This window comes from Frondihabitans sucicola (assembly GCF_030296615.1).
GTDB classification, from domain to species: domain Bacteria; phylum Actinomycetota; class Actinomycetes; order Actinomycetales; family Microbacteriaceae; genus Frondihabitans; species Frondihabitans sucicola.
On the sequence record NZ_AP027732.1, the window covers coordinates 2633586 to 2650613 of the forward strand.

At 67.5% G+C, this 17028-nt stretch carries 14 protein-coding genes and 2 pseudogenes; 8 read left to right on the forward strand and 8 right to left on the reverse strand.

Annotation, left to right across the window (positions count from 1 at the left end; genetic code table 11):
- Nucleotides 1-17: 17 nt before the first annotated feature.
- From QUE79_RS13615 to sufB, 3 genes are read right to left on the reverse strand one after another with little or no spacing between them, the layout of a single operon-like run.
- Complete coding sequence (locus tag QUE79_RS13615; RefSeq protein WP_434011002.1) at nt 18-371, reverse strand: non-heme iron oxygenase ferredoxin subunit; 354 nt, start codon at nt 369-371, stop codon at nt 18-20.
- The gene (gene sufD / locus QUE79_RS13620) at nt 371-1729 is read right to left on the reverse strand and encodes a Fe-S cluster assembly protein SufD (RefSeq protein ID WP_286343578.1); all 1359 of its coding nucleotides are present in this window, start codon (nt 1727-1729) and stop codon (nt 371-373) included. The genes QUE79_RS13615 and sufD overlap by 1 nt, the downstream gene beginning before the upstream one ends.
- Nucleotides 1730-3148, reverse strand: a complete 1419-nt coding sequence (gene sufB, locus QUE79_RS13625) for a Fe-S cluster assembly protein SufB (RefSeq protein ID WP_286343579.1) — start codon at nt 3146-3148, stop codon at nt 1730-1732.
- 283 nt (nt 3149-3431) lie between these two features.
- Between sufB and QUE79_RS13630 the strand changes: the two genes are divergently transcribed.
- Nucleotides 3432-4028 carry a COX15/CtaA family protein gene (locus QUE79_RS13630; RefSeq protein WP_286343580.1) on the forward strand — a complete coding sequence of 199 codons (597 nt, stop codon included), beginning with the start codon at nt 3432-3434 and terminating at the stop codon, nt 4026-4028.
- Nucleotides 4010-4396, forward strand: coding sequence for a COX15/CtaA family protein (locus QUE79_RS13635; protein ID WP_286343581.1), 387 nt, complete (start codon nt 4010-4012; stop codon nt 4394-4396). The genes QUE79_RS13630 and QUE79_RS13635 overlap by 19 nt, the downstream gene beginning before the upstream one ends.
- A 49-nt stretch (nt 4397-4445) precedes the next feature.
- On the opposite strand, the gene QUE79_RS13640 is transcribed toward QUE79_RS13635, so the two are convergent.
- A complete protein-coding gene (locus tag QUE79_RS13640; protein WP_286343582.1) occupies nt 4446-5387 on the reverse strand; it encodes a heme o synthase in 942 nt (313 codons plus the stop codon).
- A gap of 358 nt (nt 5388-5745) precedes the next feature.
- Between QUE79_RS13640 and tkt the strand changes: the two genes are divergently transcribed.
- The 6 genes and pseudogenes from tkt (at nt 5746) to pgl (ending at nt 13989) form a co-directional block, all read left to right on the forward strand.
- The gene (gene tkt / locus QUE79_RS13645) at nt 5746-7848 is read left to right on the forward strand and encodes a transketolase (RefSeq protein WP_286343583.1); all 2103 of its coding nucleotides are present in this window, start codon (nt 5746-5748) and stop codon (nt 7846-7848) included.
- Nucleotides 7849-7880: 32 nt separating this feature from the next.
- Complete coding sequence (gene tal, locus QUE79_RS13650; protein ID WP_286343584.1) at nt 7881-9008, forward strand: transaldolase; 1128 nt, start codon at nt 7881-7883, stop codon at nt 9006-9008.
- On the forward strand, nt 9005-10603 hold the full coding sequence (locus QUE79_RS13655; RefSeq protein WP_286343585.1) for a phosphoglucose isomerase-related protein: 1599 nt from the start codon (nt 9005-9007) through the stop codon (nt 10601-10603). Before tal ends, QUE79_RS13655 begins: the two co-directional genes overlap by 4 nt.
- 112 nt (nt 10604-10715) lie before the next feature.
- Nucleotides 10716-12269: pseudogene (gene zwf, locus QUE79_RS13660) on the forward strand (glucose-6-phosphate dehydrogenase).
- Nucleotides 12266-13216 (forward strand): glucose-6-phosphate dehydrogenase assembly protein OpcA, encoded by a 951-nt coding sequence (locus QUE79_RS13665; RefSeq protein WP_286343586.1) that lies wholly within the window; start codon nt 12266-12268, stop codon nt 13214-13216. The pseudogene zwf and the gene QUE79_RS13665 overlap by 4 nt, the downstream one beginning before the upstream one ends.
- 2 nt (nt 13217-13218) lie before the next feature.
- Nucleotides 13219-13989, forward strand: coding sequence for a 6-phosphogluconolactonase (gene pgl, locus QUE79_RS13670; protein WP_286343587.1), 771 nt, complete (start codon nt 13219-13221; stop codon nt 13987-13989).
- A gap of 355 nt (nt 13990-14344) precedes the next feature.
- Here pgl and QUE79_RS13675 read toward each other — a convergent pair whose 3' ends face one another.
- The 4 genes and pseudogenes from QUE79_RS13675 to QUE79_RS13690 all read right to left on the reverse strand — a co-directional run bounded on the left by QUE79_RS13675 (nt 14345) and on the right by QUE79_RS13690 (nt 17012).
- Entirely contained in the window at nt 14345-14713 is a 369-nt protein-coding gene (locus tag QUE79_RS13675) for an RNA polymerase-binding protein RbpA (RefSeq protein WP_286343588.1), read from the reverse strand.
- Complete coding sequence (gene secG, locus QUE79_RS13680; RefSeq protein ID WP_286343589.1) at nt 14713-14964, reverse strand: preprotein translocase subunit SecG; 252 nt, start codon at nt 14962-14964, stop codon at nt 14713-14715. The genes QUE79_RS13675 and secG overlap by 1 nt, the downstream gene beginning before the upstream one ends.
- Before the next feature lie 55 nt (nt 14965-15019).
- Complete coding sequence (tpiA, locus tag QUE79_RS13685; protein WP_286343590.1) at nt 15020-15808, reverse strand: triose-phosphate isomerase; 789 nt, start codon at nt 15806-15808, stop codon at nt 15020-15022.
- Nucleotides 15802-17012: pseudogene (locus QUE79_RS13690) on the reverse strand (phosphoglycerate kinase). Before QUE79_RS13690 ends, tpiA begins: the two are co-directional and overlap by 7 nt.
- Nucleotides 17013-17028 lie beyond the last annotated feature (16 nt).

The window sequence follows — 17028 nt, forward strand, 5'->3', positions numbered from 1 at the left end:
CTTACTGAATCTGAAATCTAGGAGTTCGCGGGCGCCGGTGCGTCGGACGAGGCGGGGTCGACACGACTCGTGTCGACCCAGACGTCGCCGTCGACGACGGAGACGGCGAAGACCGGCACCGGCTCGTAGGCGGGGAGGGTGAGCGGCTTGCCCGTGGTGAGCTCGAACTTCGAGCCGTGGGCCCAGCACTCGAGGGTGTCGTCCTCGACGAAACCCTCCGCGAGCGAGATGTCGCCGTGGGTGCAGGTGTCGCCGAGCGCGTGGAGCTCGCCCGCGGAGTCGCGAACGACTGCGACGGGGATGCCGTCGACGACGACGCGCAGGGCCTCCGAGACGCTCACGTCGCTGTCGGAGCAGACCTTCGTGGGCATCAGACGGTGCCCTCGGTCGAGGCGGCTTCGGCCAGCTTCGCGGCGTAACCGGCAGCCGTGGGGGTCGGGCCGGAGCCCGGCAGCTTGTCGGTGTAGGCGGCGGCGCGCGACGAGCCGTGCTGGGCATCGGCTTCTGCCCGGGCGCGAGCGCCCTCGGCGAGTTCCTGCTCGAGGGAGGCCTGGAGGCGATCCTGCAGGGCCTGGTCACCGATCCGCTGGACGATCTCGCTCAGGAAGCCGAGCACGACGATGCGGCGCGCCTCTTCTTCGGGGATGCCCCGCGACTCGAGGTAGAACAGGTGCTCGTCGTCGAAACGACCGGTGGCGCTGGCGTGCCCGGCCCCCAGGATGTCGCCGGTCTCGATTTCGAGGTTCGGGATCGAGTCCGCACGAGTGCCCTCGGACAGCACGAGGTTGCGGTTCTGCTCGTAGCTGTCGGTTCCGGGAGCCGCGCGCCCGATGAGGACGTCGCCGATCCAGACGGTGCGCGCTCCGTCGCCCTGGAGAGCGCCCTTGTAGTTGACGCGGCTCTTCGTGTTGGGGGCGTCGTGGTTGACGTAGACCTGCTGCTCGAGGTGCTGGCCCGCGTCCGCGAAGTAGACGCCGTTGAGGTCGGCGTCGCCGCCCTGGCCGGCGAGGTGCGCCGACGGGTTGACACGCACGATCGAGCCGCCGAGAGACACGACGAAGTGCTTCAGCTGGGCGTCGCGCCCGATCGTGGCGAACTGCGTCGACAGGTGGATCGCGTCGTCGTCCCACTCCTGGACGCTGACGACCGTGAGGTGCGCGCCCTCGTCGACGACGATCTCGACGTTCTCGACGAGGTTGGCGGCCCCGCTGTTCTGCAGGATCACGATTCCCGAGGAGTTCGCCGTCGCGTGGACGACCGTGTGGCCGGCGCGGGGAGTCTGGTCGAGGCCGGAGCGCCCGACGGTGATCGACGACGCCTCGTCGCCGCTGAGCGTGACGAGGAGGACGTTCTCGACGCTCGACCAGGCGTTTGCGGAGGCCTTGTCTTCCGGCTTGCCGGCGGCGCCGACGAGCTCGTGGTCGGGGCCGACCCACTCGACCGAGGCGCCGGGCGTCTCGCGGGCGAGGTAGGCGTACGGCGAGCCGTCGAGCTGACCGTCGATGAGGGGACGAAGTCTCTGGACGGGGCTCAGCTTCCAGTCGACCTCGCGACCGGTCACGGCCGGGAACGCCGCCGGGTCGGTCGAAGCGAAGCGCTCGGACCGCGTCTGAACCGGAACCGGGCGGTCCGCCCAAGCGCCGTCGGTGTGACCGGTGGAGCCGGGGCGGACGACGGGCTCGACGAGAGGACCGGCAGTGGTGTCTGTCGTTGCAGGAGTTGCGGACATCTAGCCGACGGATCCTTCCATGCTCATCTCGATGAGCTTGTTCAATTCGAGTGCGTATTCCATCGGCAGTTCGCGAGCGATCGGCTCGATGAAGCCGCGGACGATCATGGCCATGGCCTCGTCCTCGGCCATGCCGCGGGACATCAGGTAGAACAGCTGTTCTTCGCTGACGCGCGAGACGGTCGCCTCGTGACCGAGCTGGACGTCGTCGACGCGGATGTCGATGGCGGGATAGGTGTCGGACCGCGACATCGTGTCGACCAGGAGGGCGTCGCACCGGACGGTGTTGGCGGCGTGGTGCGCACCCTCGTCGACGCGGACCTCGCCGCGGTAGCCGGCGCGGCCACCGCCGCGCGCGATCGACTTCGACACGATCGAGGACGTCGTGTACGGCGCCATGTGGATCATCTTCGCGCCGGCGTCCTGGTGCTGGCCGGGCCCGGCAAAAGCGACCGACAGCGTCTCGCCCTTGGCGTGCTCGCCGGCGAGGTAGATCGACGGATACTTCATCGTGACCTTGGAGCCGATGTTCCCGTCGATCCACTCCATCGTCGCGCCCTCGTGGGCGATCGCGCGCTTGGTGACGAGGTTGTAGACGTTGTTCGACCAGTTCTGGATCGTCGTGTAGCGAACGCGGGCGTTCTTCTTCACGATGATCTCGACGACGGCCGAGTGGAGCGAGTCGCTCTTGTAGATGGGGGCGGTGCAGCCCTCGATGTAGTGAACGTAGGAGCCCTCGTCGGCGATGATGAGGGTGCGCTCGAACTGGCCCATGTTCTCGGTGTTGATGCGGAAGTAGGCCTGCAGCGGGATCTCCACCTGGACGTTCTTCGGCACGTACACGAACGAGCCGCCCGACCAGACGGCCGTGTTGAGCGCGGCGAACTTGTTGTCGCCGGCCGGGATCACCGTGCCGAAGTACTCTTCGAAGAACTCGGGGTGCTCGCGAAGAGCCGTGTCGGTGTCCATGAAGATGACGCCCTGCGCCTCGAGGTCTTCGCGGATCTGGTGGTAGACGACCTCGGACTCGTACTGCGCCGCCACACCGGCGACGAGACGGTTGCGCTCGGCCTCGGGGATGCCCAGCTTCTCGTAGGTGGCCTTGATGTCGTCGGGAAGCTCTTCCCAGGTGGTGGCCTGCTTCTCGGTGGAGCGGACGAAGTACTTGATGTTGTCGAAGTCGATGCCGGAGAGGTCGGCGCCCCACGTCGGCATCGGCTTGCGCTCGAAGAGCGCGAGGCCCTTGAGACGGTTCTTGAGCATCCACTCCGGTTCGCTCTTGAGGGACGAGATGTCGGTGACGACCTCGGGGTTCACACCGCGCCTGGCGGAAGCCCCCGCTGCGTCGGAATCGGCCCACCCGAACTCGTACTGGCCGAGACCTGCGAGCTCTGGGCGGTCAATCAATACGTCAGACATACCTACCTCTTTCTCTGCCGACTCGAACCGATACGCTCGTTGCGACATTCCCGTTGCAGAGGGCGAGCCCGCTGCGGGTGGTACTCCCTCCGCAGCTGCGAGGGAGTCGGTTCAGGGGCGAGCACCCAGATCAGTGTCCCTAAGATCACAAGCACGGTCTTTTCGAAGGCGCTGTGTGATCGAGAGCGATCCGTGGTCTGCATCGACGCACCGAAACGGGTGTGTTCCTGAACCCGGCAATTCTACAGGTCGAGGCGTGAAAAGTAACGAAGGGCAGCAATACGTGACCAACGCACAGACAACTTCGACCGGTCCGCTGGCGAAGATCTGGTCCCTTCTTCCCGCTCGGGTCGACCGGCGGGTCAGGATCATCGCCTGGGCATCGCTCGTCTGCCAGCTGGTGCTCGTGGGCACTGGCGGGCTCGTCCGCCTCACCGGTTCCGGCCTCGGCTGCCCCACCTGGCCCGAGTGCACCACCGGATCGCTCGTCACGACGCCCGAGATGGGCCTGCACGGCATCATCGAGTTCGGCAACCGGCTCCTGACCTTCGTTCTCGTGGTCATCGTGATCCTGGCCTTCTTCGCGGTCTTCCGGATGCGCAAGGTGCGCCGCGACCTTTTCTGGCTGACGCTGATCCAGGCGCTCAGCATCCCGTTCCAGGCGGTGCTCGGCGGCATCAGCGTGCTCGCCAAGCTGAACCCCTACGTGGTCGGCTCGCACTTCATCGTGTCGATGATCCTGGTCAGGATCACGGCGACTCTCGTCTACCGCGTGTATCACGGGCCGCGCGGCGACAGCGCGGCCACTCCCCGTGGTACGCCGTCGTCGCCCGTGTCGCGGCGGTCTTCGTCGCGATCACCGTGGTCCTCGGGATCCTGACCACGGGGGCCGGGCCCCACGCCGGCGATGCCCAGACGCACCGCAACGGCTTCGACCCGAAGGTGATCGAGGTGCTGCACGCGATCCCGGCCTTCGCCGTGTTCGCGCTGACACTCGTGCTCGTCGGCGCGGCCCTTCGGCTCGGGCTCCCGCGAGTGTTCCCGATCCTGCTGCTGGCCGTCGAGATCGCGCAGATCACGGTCGGGCTGATCCAGGCGAACTCGGGGCTGCCGCCTCTGCTCGTCGGCTCGCACCTCGTTCTCGCAGGGCTGCTGGTGGCAGCGATGACCGCCGTGACCCACACGCTCCAGAGCGACGTCGATCTCTCCAAGCCGGTCGAGGTCGCCGCGGTGGCTGCCGAACGCTGAGCGTCGGGCGCTGCCGAGCGGCGGCCCGGGCGCGGCGTCGCACGCTCGGCTAGAAGCCGAGGAACCTCGGCAGCAGCGGGTCGATCCCGACCGCCAGGAACAGCAGCGTCAGGTAGGTGATCGACGAGAAGAAGACTTTCATCGGCTTGACGTCGACGACCTCGGTGATGGCGCGGCTGTAGAGGCTGTGCGACTGGTAGATGAACCAGATGCCGCTCGCGACGGCCACGACCGTGTAGAGGATTCCCATGTGGGCGATCGGGATGAGGAGCACGGAGCAGACGACCGTGGCCCACGCGTACAGGATCACCTGCAGACCGACGTGCGCTCGCCCGCGGACGACGGCCAGCATCGGGACGTTCACCGAGGCGTAGTCGTCGCGGTATCTCATGGACAGCGGCCAGTAGTGCGGCGGGGTCCAGAGGAAGATCACCATGAACAGGATCACGGGCGCGACGCTGAGCGAGTCGGCCACGGCCGCCCAACCGATGAGGACGGGCATGCAGCCCGCGATGCCGCCCCAGACGATGTTCTGCGGGGTGCGGCGCTTGAGCCAGAGCGTGTAGACGAACACGTAGAACAGGATCGCGAAGAGCGACAGGGCAGCCGAGAGCGGGTTGACCAGGAGTCCGAGCCACACGATGGAGGCGACTCCCAGGACGTAGGAGAAGATCAGGGCTTCACGATCGGTGACGTCGCCGGTCACCAGCGCGCGGTCTTTGGTGCGCTTCATGACGCGGTCGATGTCGCGGTCGATGTAGCAGTTGAACGAAGAGGCGCTTCCGGCGCTGAGGGCCCCACCGATCAACGTGGCGGCTACCAGCCAGAGGTTCGGAACGCCGCCCTGCGCGAGGAACATCGTCGGCACGGTGGTGACGAGCAGGAGTTCCATCACCCGGGGTTTGGTGAGGGAGACGTAGGCACGGACCTTGCGCGTGAAGCCGATCCGGGACGTGCCGGTCGAGTCTTGGCGGGTGTCGAGTGCTGTCATACGTCCTCTAAGTACGAGGTCTCCGCGAACGGAGACGGACGGCCTACCAGGCGGATCTGTGGCCGGGGTAAGTCTAAACGAAGAATGTCTACGCTGACGGCGATTACCGAGGCGGCAGCGGGCACGCGACCCCTCGACGTCTCTATACTGGCAGGTGCTTGCCAGTTGCAGGGCTCAGGGCGCCGATCCCACGTTCGTGTCGATGTCGCCCTAGAAGCATGCCCGGCAGCAGGCCACAGGGGTTCGAGGGTCTTTCACCCGCGAATTCGAGTGGCCGAGTCGACGGAGCCTCGGCAGGCGACATGTCAGTGCGGGAGCGAAACCCGCGCAATCTCGCATCAAGAAGGGTCATCCTCAAGTGGCAGATCTGCAATGGGAATCCATTGACGAAAAGGCAGTCAACACGGTCCGCGTTCTCGCGGCCGACGCGGTCCAGAAGGTGGGGAACGGCCACCCGGGCACCGCGATGAGCCTCGCGCCCGCGGCCTACCTTCTCTTCCAGAAGGTGATGCGCCGTGACCCCAGCGACAGCACCTGGATCGGGCGCGACCGCTTCATCCTGTCGGTCGGGCACTCGTCCCTCACCCAGTACATCCAGTTCTACCTCGGTGGCTACGGCCTCGAGCTCGAAGACCTCGAGGCGCTCCGCACGTGGGGCTCCAAGACGCCGGGCCACCCCGAGTACGGCCACACCGACGGAATCGAGATCACGACCGGCCCCCTGGGCCAGGGTCTCGCCAGCTCCGTCGGTTTCGCCTATGCGTCCCGCTTCGAGCGCGGTCTGTTCGACCCCGACGCCGCTCCGGGCACCAGCCCGTTCGATCACTTCGTCTACGTCATCGCCGGCGACGGCGACATGCAGGAGGGCGTCACCAGCGAGGCCGCTTCGCTCGCCGGGCACCAGCAGCTCGGCAACCTGATCGCCATCTACGACTCGAACCAGATCTCCATCGAAGACGACACGAACATCGCCTTCACCGAAGACGTGCACAAGCGCTTCCTGGCCTACGACTGGGACGTCCAGGTCGTCGACTGGAAGAAGACCGGCGAGTACGTCGAAGACGTCAACGAACTCAACGACGCCATCGAGCGCGCCAAGGGCGTCACCGACAAGCCGTCGCTGATCATCCTGAAGACCATCATCGCGTGGCCCTCCCCCACCAAGCAGGGGTCCGGCAAGTCGCACGGTTCGGCCCTCGGCGCCGACGAGATCGCGGCCCTCAAGAAGGTCCTCGACTTCGACCCCGACAAGTCGTTCGACGTCGACCCCGCGGTCCTCGAGCACACCCGCAAGGCCGTCGAGCGCGGCCAGGCGCAGCACGCCGCCTGGAACGAGCAGCTCTCGACCTGGGCCGCCGCCAACCCCGACAAGAACGCGCTGCTGAACCGCATGCTCGCCGGCGACCTTCCGCCCGAGCTGGAGTCGGCGCTGCCCGTCTTCGAGCCCGGCAAAGAGGTCTCGACGCGCGCCGCCTCCGGCAAGGTCATCAACGCCATCGCCGGCGTCCTGCCCGAGTTCTGGGGCGGCTCCGCCGACCTCGCCGAGTCGAACCTCACCTCGATCACGACGGCCGAGTCGTTCGTGCCGACCGAGTGGTCGACCCACGAGTGGACCGGCAACCCCTACGGCCGCGTGCTGCACTTCGGCATCCGCGAGCACGCCATGGGCTCGATCCTGAACGGCATCGTCCTCCACGGCAACACCCGCCCCTTCGGCGGCACGTTCCTCATCTTCAGCGACTACATGCGCCCTGCGGTCCGACTCGCCGCGCTGATGAAGGCGCCGGCGACCTACGTCTGGACCCACGACTCCGTGGCCCTCGGCGAGGACGGCCCGACGCACCAGCCGATCGAGCAGCTCTGGGCGCTCCGTGCGATCCCGAACATGTCGGTCGTCCGCCCGGCCGACGCCAACGAGACGTCCTACGCCTGGCTCACGGTCCTCCAGCGCTTCTCCGGCCCCGAGGGTCTCGCCCTCAGCCGACAGAACCTGCCGGTCTTCGAGCGCGGCGACGGTGAGGCGACGGGTGACACCTTCGCTTCGGCCAAGTTCGTCTCGAAGGGCGCCTACGTGCTCGCCGAGGCCCCCGGTGGCACCCCCGACGTGATCCTGATCGCGACGGGTTCCGAGGTGCAGATCGCCGTGGAGGCCCGCGAGGTGCTTCGCGGCGAGGGCATCAACGCGCGAGTCGTGTCGGCACCGAGCCTCGACTGGTTCGAAGAGCAGAGCGACGAGTACAAGGAGTCGGTCTTGCCGACCTCCGTCAAGGCTCGCGTCTCCATCGAGGCCGGCATCGCGCTCGGCTGGCGCACCTACGTCGGCGACGCCGGCCGCAGCGTCTCCATCGAGCACTTCGGCGCCTCCGCCGACTACAAGACCCTGTTCGAGAAGTTCGGCATGACCACCGAGGCCGCGGTCGCCGCCGCCAAGGACAGCCTGAACTCGCTGGCCGCTCTCTGACCGAGCGCCCACAAACAGAAGAAGAGAAGAAAATGACTGACACCCAGACCACCCCCACCACCCCCACCGCGGCGCTCTCCGCCGCGGGTGTGAGCATCTGGCTCGACGACCTGTCGCGCGAGCGCATCAAGTCCGAGGGCCTTCAGAAGCTGATCGCCGAGCGCAACGTCGTCGGCGTCACCACCAACCCGACGATCTTCGCTTCGGCACTCGCCAAGGGCGAGGCCTACGACGCCCAGGTCGCCGAGCTGGCCAAGGCCGGCACCGGCGTCACCGACTCGGTGTTCTCGATCACGACCGACGACGTCGCCGATGCGTGCGTCGTGTTCAAGCCGATCTACGACGCCACGAACGGCTTCGACGGTCGCGTCTCCATCGAGGTCGAGCCGGGTCTCGCACATGACGCCCAGGGCACCATCGAGCAGGCCAAGAGCCTCTACTCGCGGGTCGACAAAGAGAACGTCCTCATCAAGATCCCGGCCACCGTCGAAGGCCTCGAGGCGATCACGGCGACCATCGCCGAGGGAATCAGCGTCAACGTGACCCTCATCTTCTCGCTCGACCGCTACCGCGCCGTCATCAACGCGTACCTCACCGGGCTCGAGCAGGCCAAGGCTGCCGGCAAGGACCTGTCGAAGATCCACTCGGTCGCATCCTTCTTCGTGTCGCGCGTCGACACCGAGATCGACAAGCGTCTCGAGGCCGTCGGCACCGACGAGGCCAAGGCTCTCAAGGGCAAGGCGGGCGTCGCCAACGCTCAGCTCGCCTACGAGGTCTACGAGCAGTCGTTCGCCACCGAGCGTGCCACCGGCCTGCTGGCCGCCGGCGCCAACAAGCAGCGTCCGCTCTGGGCGTCGACCGGTGTGAAAGACCCCGCCGTCCTCGACACGACCTACGTGGTCGAGCTCGTCGCGGCCGACGTGGTCAACACGATGCCGGAGAAGACCCTCGAGGCCACCTTCGACCACGGCGTCATCACCGGCGACACGATCACCGGTTCGTACGCCGCGGCCAACGCCGTCATGGACGCCGTCGCCGCGCAGGGCGTCTCCTACGACGACGTCACCGCGCTCCTCGAGTCCGAGGGCGTGGAGAAGTTCATCGTCTCCTGGAACGAGCTCCTCGACACGGTCACGGCCGCGCTGGAAGCCGCTAAGTGACGATCGCCATCACCGCGTCGGGCGCGGCTGCCGAGGCAGTCGCGTCCGTCGTACCGACGCTGGTGGGCGACCTGGTCGCCTCCGGCATCACGGTCCAGGATCCCAGCCTCTGGGGCCCGGAGGCCGAGGCGGAAGCTGCAAAGCGACTGGGCTGGGCCGAGGCCATCACGGTCTCGGCCGAGCTCGTCCCGCAGATCGTGGCTCTCCGACACCGGCTGGCCGCGAAGGGCCTGAACAACTTCGTGCTCGCCGGCATGGGCGGATCGTCGCTCGCGCCCGAGGTGATCACCCGCACGTACGGTGTCGAACTGACCGTCCTCGACGCGACGGAGCCCGGCCAGGTCCTCGATGCCCTGAACGTCGACCTCGAGCACACCGTGCTCATCGTCTCGTCGAAGTCGGGGTCGACGGTCGAGACCGCCAGTCAGCGCAAGGCCTTCGAGAAGGCCTTCTCCGATGCCGGCTACTCCGACGTCCACGACCGCATCATCGTCGTGACCGACCCCGGCTCGCCGCTCGACCGGTCTGCTCGAGAAGCCGGCTACGTCGTCTTCAACGCCGATCCGAACATCGGCGGGCGCTACTCTGCCCTCTCGGCGTTCGGGCTCGTTCCGTCGGGCCTCGCCGGCGCCGACATCGAGGAACTCCTCGGTGAGGCCGACGCCGTCACGGTCGAGCTGGCGCAGGATCGCGCCGACAATCCCGGTCTCGTCCTGGGCGCCGTGCTGGGTGGCACCACACCTCTCCGCGACAAGATCGCGATCGTCGCCGACGGAACGCACATCCAGGGCTTTCCCGACTGGGCCGAGCAGCTGATCGCCGAGTCGACCGGCAAGCTCGGTCGGGGCCTCCTTCCCGTGGTGATCGGTGTCGACGCCCCCGAGATCACGGAGGGCCTTCACGACGTGCAGATCATCCGGCTCGTCGCCAGCACCGAGGAGACCCGCGAGGTCGCCCCGGGCGAGGTCGAGATCTCCGGGTCGCTCGGCGCACAGATCCTGACCTGGGAGTACGCCGTCGCGGTCGCGGGGCGTCTCCTCGGGATCAACCCGTTCGACCAGCCAGACGTCGAGTCGGCGAAGGTCGCGACGCGCAGTCTTCTCGACGGCGAGCCCGAACCGGTTCCGGCCGCGTTCACGGCGTCGGGGGTCGACGTTCGCGGCGCAGGCGGAATCGACCTCGGAGACTCCCTCGAATCCGCTGTCGAGGGCCTCTTGAGGCACCTGACCGACGACGGGTACGTCGCCATTCAGGCGTACCTCGATCGCGTCGCGGCGCCTGGTGCCGTCGCACTCCGCGACGCCCTCGCCGCGCGGACCCGTCGGCCGGTGACCTTCGGTTGGGGCCCTCGGTTCCTGCACTCGACCGGTCAGTACCACAAGGGCGGTCCCTCGAACGGCGTCTTCCTGCAGATCACGCAGATCCCCGAGACCGACCTCGAGATCCCCGGCAGCCCGTTCAGCTTCGGCACGCTCGTGGCGGCTCAAGCAGCCGGTGACGCCACGGTCCTGGCCGAACACGGCCGGCCGGTGCTGACCCTCACGGTCACCGATGTGGCACAGGCGCTGCCGATCCTCCTCGGCGCACTACGCTGATGCGGAAGCGGGCGCGGGATGATCCTGCGCCCGCTTCTTCCGTTGCGAGCACCGCCTCGCCTCCCCGAACTCGACTGTCGCAGCAACACGACGCAAGGACACAGATAACACAATGGCACCGGTGGAAATCACGCCGGAGTTCAACCCTCTGAGGTTGCCCTCCGACCGCCGCCTCAATCGAATCGCGGGCCCGTCCGCCCTCATTATCTTCGGCGTGACAGGTGACCTGTCGCGCAAGAAGGTCATGCCGGCGATCTACGACCTGGCCAACCGCGGCCTCCTGCCCCCGGCTTCGCGCTCGTCGGATTCGCTCGACGCGAGTGGGAAGACCAGGACTTCGAGCAGGTCGTCTACGAGGCCGTCAAGCAGCACGCGCGCACCCCTTCGACGAAGACGTGTGGCGCCAGCTCAAAGAGGGCATCCGCTTCGTGCAGGGCGACTTCGACGATGCGAGCGCGTTCCAGCAGCTCAAGCAGACGATCGACCAGCTCGACGCCGAGCGCGGCACCATGGGCAACCACGCCTTCTACCTCTCGATCCCGCCGCGCTTCTTCCCGCTCGTGACCGAGCAGCTTCGCGACTCCGGTCTCGCCGAAGACACCGTCGACGCCAATGGCGAGCGGCCGTGGCGCCGTGTGGTCATCGAGAAGCCGTTCGGCTCCGACCTCACCACGGCCCGCGAGCTGAACGCCGTCGTCGAGACCGTCTTCGAGCCCGACTCCGTCTTCCGCATCGATCACTACCTCGGCAAAGAGACGGTCCAGAACCTCCTGACGCTCCGCTTCGCCAACCAGATGTACGAACCGCTCTGGAACAGCAACTACGTCGACCACGTGCAGATCACGATGGCCGAAGACATCGGCGTGGCCGGCCGGGCCGGCTACTACGACGGGATCGGCGCCGCCCGCGACGTCATCCAGAACCACCTCCTTCAGCTGCTCGCCCTCACCGCGATGGAAGAGCCGGTCAGCTTCAAGGCCCGCGACCTGCGCGCCGAGAAGGAGAAGGTCCTCTCGGCCGTCCGCATCCCCGAAGACCTCGGGGCCGGTACGGCGCGCGGTCAGTACTCCGGCGGCTGGCAGGGGGCGAGAAGGTCCTCGGCTTCCTGGAGGAGGGCGGGATGAACCCCGACTCCGTCACCGAGACCTTCGCGGCCATCAAGCTCGAGATCGCCACGCGGCGCTGGTCCGGCGTGCCGTTCTACCTGCGCGCCGGCAAACGGCTGGGGCGTCGCGTCACCGAGATCGCGGTCGTCTTCAAGCGCGTTCCGGAGAACGTCTTCGGACTCGGCGACGGCGCGGAGCTCGGGCAGAACGCCCTCGTGATCCGCGTGCAGCCCGACGAGGGCGTCACTCTCCGGTTCGGTTCGAAGGTCCCCGGCATCGGCACGCAGGTGCGCGACGTCACGATGGACTTCGGCTACGGCCACGCCTTCACCGAAGCGAGCCCCGAGGCCTACGAGCGCCTGATCCTCGACGTCCTGCTCGGTGATCCCCCGCTCTTCCCCCGCCACGAAGAGGTCGAACTCTCGTGGAAGATCCTCGACCCGATCGAAGAGTTCTGGGCCACCCAGGGTCAACCCGAACAATATCGTCCCGGCACGTGGGGCCCCCACTCCGCCGACGAACTGATGGCCCGCGACGGCCGTACCTGGAGGCGTCCGTGATCGTCGATCTTCCCGACAGCACCATCAGCCGGGTCTCGAAGGCCCTTGTCAAGATTCGCGAGGAGGGCGGCGTCGTCGCCCTCGGGCGCGTTCTGACCCTGATCATTGCGACCAACCTCGGTCACGAAGAAGAGGCGATCGAGGCCGCGAACGAGGCCAGCCGCGAGCACCCCATGCGTGTCATCGTCATTTCCACCGACGACGAGCCCTCCGGGCGCGACGAGGCCCGTCTCGACGCGCAGATCCGGGTGGGCGGGGACGCGGGCGCCAGCGAGGTCATCCTCCTGCGCGCCTACGGCGACATCGCCGCCGACGAGGAGGGTCTCGTCACGGGGCTCCTCCTGCCCGACGCGCCCGTGGTGGCGTGGTGGCCGGGGAAGGCACCGGCCGTCGTCTCCGAGTCACCCCTGGGCAGGATCGCCCAGCGTCGCATCACCGACGCGGCTGCGCAGAGCAACCCCCGCCAGTCCATCATCGACCTCGCGTCGACCTACGAGCCCGGCGACACCGACTTCGCCTGGACCAGGCTGACGCTCTGGCGCACCCAGCTCGCGGCCGCGCTCGACCAGCCGCCGTACGAGCCGGTCACGTCGGTGGAGGTCTCCGGTGCCGCCGACTCCCCCTCGACGCTGCTGCTCGCTGCCTGGCTCAAGTTGCAGTTGCAGGTGCCGGTCAAGCACGATCTCACCACTCGCGCCACCGGCTCGAGCGGCATCCACGGTGTGCGCCTGCATCGTCCGTCGGGCCCGATCGAGCTCGAGCGGTCGCTGGTCAACGTGGCGACCCTGTCGCAGCCCGGTCAGCCGACCCACGACCTGTCGCTGCCACGCCGCAGCCTGCGCGATTGCCTGGCCGAAGAACTCCGTAGACTCGACCCAGACTCCCTTTTCGGGAATGTCGTGAAGACGGGCGTGAAGCAATTGCGCGACGACCAAGAAAGCAACTGAGTGTGACGAACGAACGCCGGGTGTTGGTTCACCCCGACAAGCAATCGTTGGGGGCCTCCGTGGCCGCCCGATTCATCACCAAGATCATCGACGTCATCGAGGAGCAGGATTACGCCTCGGTCGTCCTCAGCGGCGGGTCGGTGAGCACGCTGGTGCTCGCCGCCATCAACCGCTCCGAGGCGCGAGACAGCGTCGACTGGTCGAAGGTCTCGTTCTGGTGGTCCGACGAGCGGTGGGTCGAAGCCGACAGCGCCGATCGCAACGACAAGCAGAACGGCATCGACCTGCTCGACCACATCGGTGTCCCGGCCGAGAACGTCCACCGCTTCGGTGCCGTGGGCGACTTCGCCTCGGTCGACGAGGCGGCAGCCGCGTACATCGCCGAGCTGAAAGACTTCGCGCAGGGAGACGACGAGTCGCCCCGCTTCGACATCACCCTCCTCGGTGTCGGTCCCGACGGTCATGTCGCGTCGCTCTTCCCCGACAAGCCGCAGGTGAGCGCCCTCGAGCCCACGGTGCTGACGATCGCCGACAGCCCGAAGCCGCCGCCCGAGCGCCTCACGCTCAGCCTGCCGGCGATCAACAATTCGCAGCGCGTGTGGATGATCCTCGCCGGCGCCGAGAAGGCTTCGTCGCTCGGCCTCGCTCTCGCGGGTGCCGGCGCCGACCAGGTGCCCGTGGCCGGCGTCAAGGGGCGCAAGCGCACGGTCTTCTTCGTCGACCAAGACGCGGCCGCCGAGGTGCCCGAGCAGCTCATCGCCTCGTCGTACTGAGGCTCGGATTCGAACGCAGGATGCCCGTGGTCGCGACCGCGGGCATCCTGCGTTTCTGAGTTGCTCGCTTTCTGCTGCTGCGCCTGTCTGTCCGCCCCGCCGCCCTGCCCTGCCCTGCCCTGCGCCGCCCTGCCCTGCCCTGCCCTGCCCGAAATCGAAGGGGATTTTCGCCGGCCCGGTTTTTTCATCGTGATCGGAGGGGCATCCTGCCAGAATCCCCTTCGATTTCTGGAGGAGGAGAGGAGAGGGGTGGGGTGCGGCGCGGAGGCGAGCGGTGCGCAGGAGTGCGAGCCGGGTGCAGTGCGGAGCGCACGACGAAGGCCCCCGGCTGCTGCCGAGGGCCTTCGGGGTGGTGCTACTTCTTGGCGGGAACCTTGCCGCGACGCTCGCGGAGCTGCTGGAGCGCTTCGTCGAGCAGCTGGGCGGCCTCTTCTTCGGTGCGGCGCTCTTTGACGTACGCGAGGTGCGTCTTGTAAGGCTCGAGCTTGGCGACGACCGGAGGGTTGTCTTTGTCGCGGCCGGCCGGCAGACCGGTCGACGGCGAGTCGACGGTCTCGGGGATCTCCTCTTCGGGAACGTTGGCCGCGAAGTGACGGACGACCTCGTTGCCCAGGGCATCCCAGTAGGAGATCGTGATGCGCTCGGCGTGGAAGCCGCGATCTTGTTCTCCCATCGGGCCGGCGCCGACGCGGGACCCTCGAATTGCGCTGCCGCCTGATGCCATTACGAACCTGCCGTGAACTTGGTGATGAGGCCCAGGACCACGATGGACGCGATCCAGATGAGGCCGAGGATGACGGTGATGCGGTTGAGGTTGCGCTCGGCAACCCCCGACGCACCGAGGTTGCTGGTGACACCGCCGCCGAACATGTCGGACAACCCGCCGCCGCGACCGCGGTGGAGCAGGATGAGCAGGGTCAGCAGGAGGCTCGTGATGCCGAGCACCACCTGCAGTACGACCTGGAGAATTTGCACGGAAAACCTTTCGAGCGTCGGGCCGTCAGCAATTATAGCTTGACGCCTGCGAAAACTAGACGCCGACGTGGTGCTGGAAGCGCACGATGCTGGCGAATTCGGGGATGTCGAGGCTGGCGCCACCGACGAGGGCCCCGTCGACGTTCGGCTCGCGCATGAACGCGGCGATATTGCCGGACTTCACGGATCCTCCGTAGAGGATGCGGGTCGCGGCCGCGGCATCCGCTCCGAGCACCTCGACGAGGGTCTCCCGGAGCGCAGCGCAGACCTGCTCGGCCTGGTCGGGCGTTGCGGCCTGACCGGATCCGATCGCCCACACCGGCTCGTAGGCGACGACGATCTCTGCGGTCCCGGGGATCGACGCGAGCGCTGCTCTGAGCTGTGCGACGGGGACGGCACTCGGGCCGTGCTTCTCGAGGTCTTCAGCAGTTTCGCCGACGCACAGCACCGGGACGAGCCCGTTGCGATGTGCGGCAGCGACCTTCGACGCGACGACCTCGTCGGTCTCGCCGTGGATCGTGCGGCGCTCCGAGTGCCCGACGATGACGTACTTGACGTCGAGACGGGCGAGGAAGGCGCCGGAGATGTCGCCGGTGTAGGCGCCGGAGTCGTTGTCGGACAGGTCTTGCGCGCCCAGCGAGAGCTCGAGCTTGTCTGCGTCGATGAGTGTCTGAACGCTCCGCAGATCGGTGAACGGCGGGAAGACCGCCGCCTCGACGCTCGCGTAGTCGTGCTTCGAGTCCTTGAGGCTCCAGGCGAGTTTCTGCACGAAGGCGATCGACTGGAGGTGATCGAGGTTCATCTTCCAGTTGCCCGCGATGAACGGGGTGCGTGCGTTTACCATCCGAGGACCTCCAGGCCGGGGAGTTTCTTGCCCTCGAGGAACTCGAGGCTTGCTCCACCGCCGGTGGAGATGTGTCCGAACTGGTCGTCGCGGAAGCCCAGCGCGCGAACGGCGGAAGCAGAGTCGCCGCCGCCGACGACACCGAGGCCGTCGACCTTGGTGAGCGCGTCGGCGACCACGCGAGTGCCGGCCGCGAACGCCTCGAACTCGAACACGCCCATGGGGCCGTTCCAGAAGACCGTCTTCGACGCCGTGATGATGTCGGCGAACGCCGACGCGGTGTCGGGACCGATGTCGAGCCCGATTCCCTGCGGGCCGAAGGCTGTCGACTCGATGGCATCGGCGGCCACGGTCTCGTGGTCGGCGTCGGCGGAGAAGGAGGACGCCACGACGACGTCGGTGGGCAGGATCAGCTTCACGCCGCGCTCCTGGGCGTCCGTCACGTATCCGCGAACCCGCTCGAGCTGATCCTGCTCCAGGAGGCTCTTGCCGACCGCGTGCCCCTGAGCGGCGAGGAAGGTGAACAGCATGCCGCCGCCGATGAGCAAGTTGTCGACTCGCGGAAGCAGGTGCTCGATGACCCCGAGCTTGTCGGAGACCTTCGACCCGCCGAGCACGACCGTGTAGGGCCGCTCGGGCGTCTCGGTGAGGCGATCGAGGACTTTCAGTTCGGTCTCGATGAGCGAACCGGCGGCGGACGGGAGCAACTGCGGCAGGTCGTAGACGCTGGCCTGCTTGCGGTGGACGACCCCGAAGCCGTCGGAGACGAAGGCCTCGCCGAGAGCGGCGAGCTGCTCGGCGAAGGCCTTCCGCTCGCCGTCGTCCTTCGAGGTCTCGGCTGCCTGGAACCGAAGGTTCTCGAGCACCGTGATCTGCCCGTCGGTGAGCGCCGCGACGGCAGCGGTCGTGGCCTCCCCCGTCGTCTCGGGCGCGAAGCCCACCGACTTGCCGAGCAGCTCGCTGAGGCGCTGCGCGACGGGAGCCAGGCTGTACTCGGGCTTCGCTTCGCCGTCGGGTCGCCCGAGATGGGAGATGACGACGACACGGGCGCCGGCGTTGATCAGGGTGTTGAGGGTTCCGAGGAGGCGCGGACGCGACCGTCGTCGGTGATGACGCCGTCTTTCAACGGGACGTTCAGATCACACCGGACGATGACGCGCTTGCCGGCCAGGTCGCCGAGGGACTCGAGGGTACGAAGAGCCATGTGTTGTGCTGCCTAA

Coding starts and splice junctions, on each gene's coding strand:
- QUE79_RS13615 (WP_434011002.1), bottom strand. CDS start 371: ATGCCCACGAAGGTCTGCTCCGACAGCGACGTGAGCGTCTCGGAGGCC.
- tpiA (WP_286343590.1), bottom strand. CDS start 15,808: ATGGTAAACGCACGCACCCCGTTCATCGCGGGCAACTGGAAGATGAAC.
- tal (WP_286343584.1), top strand. CDS start 7,881: ATGACTGACACCCAGACCACCCCCACCACCCCCACCGCGGCGCTCTCC.
- QUE79_RS13675 (WP_286343588.1), bottom strand. CDS start 14,713: ATGGCATCAGGCGGCAGCGCAATTCGAGGGTCCCGCGTCGGCGCCGGC.
- sufB (WP_286343579.1), bottom strand. CDS start 3,148: ATGTCTGACGTATTGATTGACCGCCCAGAGCTCGCAGGTCTCGGCCAG.
- sufD (WP_286343578.1), bottom strand. CDS start 1,729: ATGTCCGCAACTCCTGCAACGACAGACACCACTGCCGGTCCTCTCGTC.
- QUE79_RS13640 (WP_286343582.1), bottom strand. CDS start 5,387: ATGACAGCACTCGACACCCGCCAAGACTCGACCGGCACGTCCCGGATC.